Consider the following 6009-nt stretch of genomic DNA (forward strand, 5'->3'; position numbering starts at 1 on the left):
TTTATGTCTACTGCCATTGGTCGTCGCTTACCTTTGTTATTACTGGTTGGAATGTTAATTGCCTTAGTTGTTTATTTACAATGGCCTGAAAAGACCTCCAACAACGAAAAGTATCAACGTGTTGTCGCAGTAAAAACGGCTAAAATCGATCTCGTTGATTTTAATGATTCCGTCGAGGCCATTGGTACGACACGAGCGAATGAGCAGGTGTACATTACCAGTAAATATTCAGATGTTGTTGCTGAAGTTCTATTTCAAGATGGCGAAACGGTTAAAAAAGATGACATTTTAGTACGGCTAAATAGCCAAGAGGAAGCGGCTAAAGTCGAAGAACTTCAGGCTAATCTTGCCGAGTCTGTTGCGCAACTCAATCGTTTTCAAGATTTGTACAAACAAAAAGCCACCGCTAAGTCGCTGGTTGATCAACAAGAAGCAAAAACTAAGGCCATTTCAGCACAACTACTCAGTGCCAGAATAAAGCTAGCGGAACTTACTATTACAGCGCCATTTTCAGGCATCTTAGGCTTTCGCGAAATTAGTCTCGGTGCGTTAATTAATGTTGGCGATGTGATCACCAGTTTAGATGATCTGAGTATTATTAAAGTTGATTTTTCAATTCCAGAGCGTTACTTAACTACCGTAGCGATTGGTCAGCGCATAGAAGCGAACAATATAGCTTATAAAGACAAAGTATTTGTTGGCAAAGTCACCTCGATAGACTCTCGCATCGACAGTGTCACACGAACCTTAAAAGTACGTGCAAAAATTAACAATGCTGATAATCAGTTACGTGCGGGCATGTTGTTAAATTTGCATGTGGTACGCAAAGTTGAGCAAATATTACAGATACCCGAAAGTGCCATTATTCCGATTGAAGACCAGCATTTTGTTTTTGTTGTTGAAGCGGGTAAAGCCATTAAGAAATCGTTAGATATTGGTCGTCGCTACCGTGGTTTTGTTGAGGTTATTGGTGGTCTAGAAGTGGGCACAGAAGTGGTTGTCGAAGGCGCCTTAAAATTACGTGATGGTACTAGTGTTAATACCATAGGGAATAAATCGTGATTTTATCTGACCTGTCAGTTAAGCGCCCTGTCTTTGCCACAGTAATCAATTTACTCTTGATCACCTTTGGTATTGTCGCTTTTTTAACCTTACCCCTTCGAGAGTATCCTGATATCGACCCACCGGTAGTGAGTATTAATACCTCTTATCCTGGCGCGTCTGCAGCCATTGTCGAAAGTAAAATCACGCAAATACTGGAAGATCGAATTAGCGGTATTGAAGGGGTTAAATCCATCAACTCTTCTAGCCGAGTGGGCCGTTCTAATATTTCAATTGAATTTGAACTAGACCGTGATATTGACGCCGCGACAAATGATGTGCGTGACAGAATTTCGCGCGCGTTAAACAACCTACCAGAACAAGCTGAACCGCCTGAAGTTTCTAAGGCAAATGATGATGAAAGTGCCATTGTTTGGTTTGTTTTACAAAGCGAGGTAATGAGCACATTACAGCTAACTGATTACGCCGAACGTTATATTGTTGACAGGTTTTCTGTGGTTGATGGTGTAGCACGCGTGCAAGTTGGTGGCGGTAGAACCTATGCGATGAATGTGGTGTTAAACCGAAAGGCAATGGCCGCTAGAGGTATCACTGTTAATGATATAGAACAAACCCTACGTGCTGAAAATGTTGAATTACCGGCGGGAGAAGTGGAATCAATCGACCGAGATTTTTCGATTCGTGTTGAACGCAGTTATCTAACCGAAGATGACTTTGCCACTATGGTGGTCGCGCGTAATGATGATAAATCATTGGTCTATCTGGGTGATGTGGCTAAAATTGATTTAGCGGCGGAAGATGAAGAAAACATGTTTCGTGGTAATGGCAAAAACATGGTGGGTTTGGGCATTATTAAACAGTCAAAAGCCAATACCCTAGAAGTAGTTAAAGCGGCGCGAAAAGAGATGATGTCGATTCGTGGCGGCTTGCCAATAGGTACCACGATCACTAATAGCTATGACTCATCAGTGTTTATTCAAGGCTCAATTGACGAAGTGTATAGCACACTAGCTATTGCCATGATCATGGTGGTATTGGTTATATTTTTATTTTTGGGTAACGTGAGAGCAACACTTATTCCCGCTGTTACCGTACCTGTGGCGCTAATTGGTTCCATGATGGTGCTATCGTGGTTTGGTTTTTCAATAAACTTATTGACCCTACTGGCCATGGTGCTAGCCATTGGTTTGGTTGTTGATGATGCCATTGTAGTACTGGAAAATATTTACCGCCGTATTGAGCGTGGGCAAACCCCGTTGCTCGCGGCATACGAAGGCGGGCGAGAAGTAGCGTTTGCGGTTATTGCGACCACCTTAGTGCTAGTTGCGGTGTTTGTGCCATTAATCTTTTTATCAGGTAATGTCGGACGATTATTCACCGAGTTTGCGATTGCGATTGCGGCAGCGGTTATTTTTTCTAGCTTAACGGCATTATCGTTAACGCCAATGATGTGTTCAAAAATGTTAAAACATAAGGAACGTAGCTCATCGTTTGGTCAAAAGTTGGATCGAGGTTTTGCTAAGTTTGAAGCGGCTTATGGGCGTTCGTTAAAAGCCAGTATCCATCAACCCCTGATGATATGTATTGTGATTATTTTGTCGCTATTTGCGGTCTACAGTTTATTTAATCAATTACCTTCAGAGTACACACCAAAAGAAGATCGCGGAAACTTCTTCGTCATGATGAGTGGTGCAGAAGGGGCAAGTTATGAAAATAACGTTAAAAATATGCAGCAAATAGAAGAAGCATTACTCGTGCATCAACAAAGTGGCGAGCTTGACCGAGTGCTTGTACGTGTGCCAGGTTTTGGTGGTTCGGGTGGTATTGCCATTGTGGGTATGCCCGCTTGGAAAGATCGCATTACGGATACCTTCGAATTTATTAATAAAATAAATGGTGAACTCGCCAAAGTAACCGATGTTAGAGCGTTTGCTATGATGCGCCGAGGCTTAAGTGGCGGCGGGTCTTCATCACCGGTTGAATTTGTTCTGCAAGGTAACACCTATGAAGAGTTAGCAAAGTGGCGTGATATTATTATTGCTAAAGCGCAAGAAAACCCCAACCTGCACAGTATTGATAGTGACTACAAAGAAACCTATCCACAATTGCTGGTTAATATTAATCACAACAGAGCTTTCGACTTAGGCGTGTCGGTGGGTGATATTGGCCGCACCCTTGAAACTATGTTGGGTCAACGCCGCGTGACTAACTTCGTTGAGCGCGGTGAAGAGTATTATGTGGTGGTTAAAGGCGAGAAAAATGATTTTTCAAACCCTAAAGACATTGATAATATTTTTGTTCGCTCCACGGTCAGTAATCAATTGGTGCCTCTGTCGAACTTGATCACGATAGAAGAGAGTGCCACATCGTCGCAACTCAATCGTTTCAATCGCCTGCGCAGTGTCACTATTAGTGCTAACTTAGCCACAGGCTATGCCTTGGGTAATGCCTTAGCGTTTTTAAATACCGCGGTTGCTGAACATTTGCCTGAACAAGCGCAAGTGGCCTACAAAGGCCAGTCGCAATTATTACAAGAATCAGGTAACTCTATCGCCTTTATTTTTGTTTTGGCCTTAGTGATAACCTACCTAGTATTGTCAGCCCAATTTGAGAGCTTCATTCATCCTTTTGTGATTATGTTAACTGTGCCATTAGCTTTAGTTGGCGCTTTAGCCGGCCTGAAACTGATGGGAATGAGTCTGAATATATACAGTCAAATTGGTATTGTGATGTTAATTGGTTTAGCGGCAAAAAATGGTATTTTAATTGTTGAATTTGCCAATCAGTTACGTGATAAAGGCATCGCCTTTGAAGAAGCATTGATCACTGCCGCCACGCAACGTTTAAGACCTATTGTGATGACCACATTTACCACAGTCACCAGTGCTATCCCATTAGTGCTCGCGGTGGGGCCTGGCGCTGAAAGTAGAATGGTGATCGGCGTGGTGATCTTCGCGGGTGTATCATTGGCCAGTATTTTTACTTTATTTGTTGTACCTGGGGCTTATTATTGGCTGTGCCGCAATACCGGCTCACCACAAGTGATCACTAAAGAAATTGAGCACCAGCAAGCTCAAGCGGCTATAGAGAAAATGTAGTTATACCCGTTGAATTATACCAGTTGAATTAAAGCAGTGAGCCATGATAAGTAAAAACAAATAGTTAAGAGTCAGGCGCTTGATTGAGCAATCACTGGCTATTGTGATGGTAAGCAAGATAGTGCTTGGCTGTTTAGGCTATCTTAAACGATCGATTATTTATTTCAATTGCTACTCAATAGCGCCAGTCTCAAAAAGTCCCTATAGCAGTAATGTTATAGGGACTTTTCTACATTTAAAGCAGAGTAAACTTAATCAACCAAACACTGAGGCTAAATTGCTGCTGACTATTTTTTGTATAAAAACCAGACGTCTTGATTAAAAACTATACTTGGGATATAAATAGGGAAAATAATAATAATAAATTTGGGAAATATTGATGTTTAAGGTTAATAAAAAACTTTGGTCTTTTAATTTTGGTTGCCTAATTGCGGGTTCATTAATTTGGTTGGTTCAAATCGGTAATTGGGCGCCAGTACCCAGCATACTTCACCCTCATACTGATTTTATGCTTGATTATTACCCTGGTGCAGTGACGGCTATTACCGCAAGTATTGTCAGTATATTGTTACTGTTTTTTATGCATAAAGGTTTTAAATTATGTGCCAGTGAACACACTTTTTGGCTATTATTACCAACAATGTGCTTTATTAGCTTAACCTTGTTAATGGGGCAGTTTATGTTTTCAGCTGTTATGTTCGCCGCTATGCCAATATTATTTATCTTAGTGTTTAGTGCTATTATTTTTCGGCTAAAAAATCGCAAACTACGAGTTGTTTAAACTGAACTGAGATTAAGCGGTAGAGTGTGATAAGCATTGAGAGGCAAGCATTTAGAACTAGGCATTTATAAAGTAGATGTATTAATCAAGGGCAGTTTATCTGCCCTTGATTATGTTAAGCATTAGCGCTTATATGAGTGCGCTACTTGGGACACTGGTTGGGCTAATGTGTTCGATAGGGTAACAACCTAGAATTTTAATGAAATTTGTTTGTTCAGTGATTTGACTGATCGCCTCTTGTAAAGCTAAGTGCTTCAAATTGGCTTCTACATCGACATAAAACATTTCTTCCCAAGGTCGCCCTTGAATTGGGCGAGACTCAAGTTTGCACATATTAATGCCTTTGTTTTTCAGTACCAGTAGGCACTCGACTAATGCACCAGGCTTTTGGCCAGTGGCAATAATTAAGGTGGTTTTTGCTGGGATTTGTTCAGCCACCTCAATAGGTTTACGCGCCACTAAAATGAAGCGACTGTGGTTTTCAATTTGGTTGGCTATCTGTTTTTCCAACGCCTGAAGTTGGTACAAGTTACCGCCTTCTTCGCTACCAATAACAGCAACACTGTCGTCTTGCAATTGATAGACTTTAGCCATGGCGTCAGCCGTACTCTCACAGTATTCAATGCGAATATCACTTTGTTTATCTAAAAAGTTACTACATTGCGCAAATGGCTGACCATGGGCATAAATGGTTTTGATTTTATTAAGTTTGGTATTTACGGCGGTCAGTAGGCAGTGCTCAATAGGTTGAGTTATTTCGCCAACAATCGACAAGTTGGTATGTTGCAGTACGTCATAAACTTCATTAATGCTGCCTGAACTGGTGTTTTCTATTGGCAACATGCCATAGTCAACCGAGCCAGATTCAACTTGCTGCATAATCTCAGCAAAACTCTGGCAACCGCTTTCAATAATTTTTGCTGCACGGCGAGAAAAATAACGATGGCTTGCTAAGTAACTGTAAGAACCTTTATCACCAAGAAAAGCGACACTAACTGATGGCTCTTGTATATTTGGATTGGCTAAGGTTTGCAGGTAAGCCTGCTGATTAAGCACGGAATCTTCAAT

General features: G+C 41.3%; 3 protein-coding genes and 1 pseudogene. 3 read left to right on the forward strand and 1 reads right to left on the reverse strand.

What is annotated here, in order from left to right:
• Positions 1-3: 3 nt before the first annotated feature.
• From H4J61_RS13085 to H4J61_RS13095, 3 genes are all read left to right on the forward strand, one after another.
• Positions 4-1062, forward strand: a complete 1059-nt coding sequence (locus tag H4J61_RS13085; protein ID WP_182185352.1) for an efflux RND transporter periplasmic adaptor subunit — start codon at positions 4-6, stop codon at positions 1060-1062.
• Entirely contained in the window at positions 1059-4160 is a 3102-nt protein-coding gene (locus H4J61_RS13090; RefSeq protein ID WP_182185353.1) for an efflux RND transporter permease subunit, read from the forward strand. Before H4J61_RS13085 ends, H4J61_RS13090 begins: the two co-directional genes overlap by 4 nt.
• Positions 4161-4539: 379 nt before the next feature.
• Entirely contained in the window at positions 4540-4941 is a 402-nt protein-coding gene (locus H4J61_RS13095; protein WP_182185354.1) for a hypothetical protein, read from the forward strand.
• A gap of 132 nt (positions 4942-5073) precedes the next feature.
• Here the strand turns inward: H4J61_RS13095 and pheA are convergent.
• A pseudogene (gene pheA / locus H4J61_RS13100) lies at positions 5074-6009 on the reverse strand (prephenate dehydratase); the annotation flags it as partial.

The sequence above is a fragment of the Colwellia sp. MB3u-4 genome (assembly GCF_014077065.1).
Classification (GTDB): Bacteria; Pseudomonadota; Gammaproteobacteria; order Enterobacterales; family Alteromonadaceae; genus Cognaticolwellia.

Bases quoted from the DNA above. Each gene is read 5' to 3' on its own strand.
- H4J61_RS13085 (WP_182185352.1), top strand. From the start codon at position 4: ATGTCTACTGCCATTGGTCGTCGCTTACCTTTGTTATTACTGGTTGGA.
- H4J61_RS13095 (WP_182185354.1), top strand. From the start codon at position 4,540: ATGTTTAAGGTTAATAAAAAACTTTGGTCTTTTAATTTTGGTTGCCTA.